The sequence below is a fragment of the Actinomadura sp. NPDC049753 genome, from assembly GCF_040674655.1.
In the GTDB taxonomy this organism is placed as follows: Bacteria; Actinomycetota; Actinomycetes; order Streptosporangiales; family Streptosporangiaceae; genus Spirillospora; species Spirillospora verrucosospora.
The window spans coordinates 1-1,482 of record NZ_JBFARL010000453.1 but is presented as its reverse complement, the minus strand read 5'-3'; the positions used below and the strand labels follow the sequence as shown (position 1 = coordinate 1,482).

Sequence of the window (1,482 nt, the reverse complement as noted above, 5' to 3'; positions counted from 1 at the left end):
AAGGCGCAGGCCGAACTGAACGCCTATCTCGCCGCGCACCCGGAGGTCCCGGCGGACGTCCGCCGTGACCTCACCCGGGCGGCCGCGCAGGTCGTAGCACGACGACCGCCACGTCCAGCAGCGTCGCGACCTCGTCCACGACCTCCTGGAGGCCGCCGCCGCACAGCACGATCTGCACGAGCGCCCGGTGCACCTCCTCGGTGCGGGCGAGGACGGCCGCCTGCCGGTTCAGGATGTCGGTCAGCACCTGGTTCAGGATGTCGTCGAAGCCGACGTCGTTCGGGAGCAGGATCAGGGGGAAGCCGCGCCGGTCCGCCTGCGCGATCATCTCGGCGGGGAGCGAGTCCAGGTAGCGGCCGAGCTTGATGGCCAGCGCGGCCAGGCCGCGCTCGTCCAGGTCGGACACCAGGTTGTCGAGCGACTGGGGGGTGTTGCGGAGGGGGTAGCCGGTGGTCAGCAGCAGTTCGTTCGGTTTGACCCACGACAGGATGTCGGGGACCTCCATCACGTTCAGCCGCTGGACGACGCGTTCGAGTCCGGCTCGTCCGGCGATGAGGCGGGCGCCGTTCAGGGTGCTGACGCCGAGGACCTCGCCGACCGACAGGCCGTAGGTCAGGGTTCCGGTACTCGCGAGCCTGAGGGCCGGTGGGCCCGGGTCCGCAGTGGTGTAACTCATGCCAGGGGTCACCTCGCCTTTTGGTGCGTACATCGCCCGTAACGGCGTGATCGCTACCGATTCCTGATCAACACTGACAACAAAGACGAACGATGACAACCATCCTTGGCAGAATTATCCATACGTCCGATGCCGGGCCCGTTCTACCGTCATGCCGGAGGCCGGGCCGCCCGCACGCCGTGCGGCCGCCGACACCGGCCTCGGGAGGATCCGTGACCGCTCTCGTCCGCGACCCGATCCGGCTCCCGGCCCGTCCCCGCCCGCAGGGCCGGCCCCCCGCCGCCGGCGCCGCGAGCCTCGCGCTGCGGCCGCTGCTCGACCCGCCGCGCCGCGCCGCCCGCGTCATCGCGGTGTTCCCGGCCGCGCTGTACCTGGAGATGCGGGGAGGCCCCGAGCCGCGCGTGCTCGCCGTCGTCACCTCCGACGCCGGACGCCTGCCGAACGCGGTGGTGCTCGTCGCCACCCGCCGCGAGCATCCGTTCCGGTCCGTCCGCGAGGGCGCGGACGCGTTCGTCGGCGACGGCCGGATCGAGGCGGATGGCCTCACCGTGCGCGTGCGCCGTTGGTGGGACCCCTCCCCCGCGCTCGGCGGGCTGCGGCCCGACGCGCTGGCCCGGGGCGTGCGCGCCCTGGAGGCCGAGCTGACCGCGGCGGGCGCGCTCACCGCCGCCGGGCCGTCGGGCGGCGGCCTCGCCGGGCACCCCGACCCCGACGCGCTCGCCGCGGCCTGCGCCGCCGGCGACCTCGCGGGCGCGGTGGAGGCGGCCGAGCGGATCGTGGGCCTCGGCCCCGGGCTGACGCCGACC

The 1,482-nt window shown here is 74.1% G+C and carries 1 protein-coding gene and 1 pseudogene; one reads left to right on the top strand and one right to left on the bottom strand.

What is annotated here, in order from left to right; genetic code table 11:
• Nucleotides 1–70: 70 nt before the first annotated feature.
• On the bottom strand, nucleotides 71–676 hold the full coding sequence (locus AB0K37_RS42155) for a PucR family transcriptional regulator ligand-binding domain-containing protein (protein WP_363991854.1): 606 nt from the start codon (nucleotides 674–676) through the stop codon (nucleotides 71–73).
• Between the two features lie 212 nt (nucleotides 677–888).
• On the opposite strand from AB0K37_RS42155, the pseudogene AB0K37_RS42150 reads away from it, so the two are divergent.
• Nucleotides 889–1,482, top strand: a pseudogene (locus AB0K37_RS42150) (hypothetical protein); the annotation flags it as partial.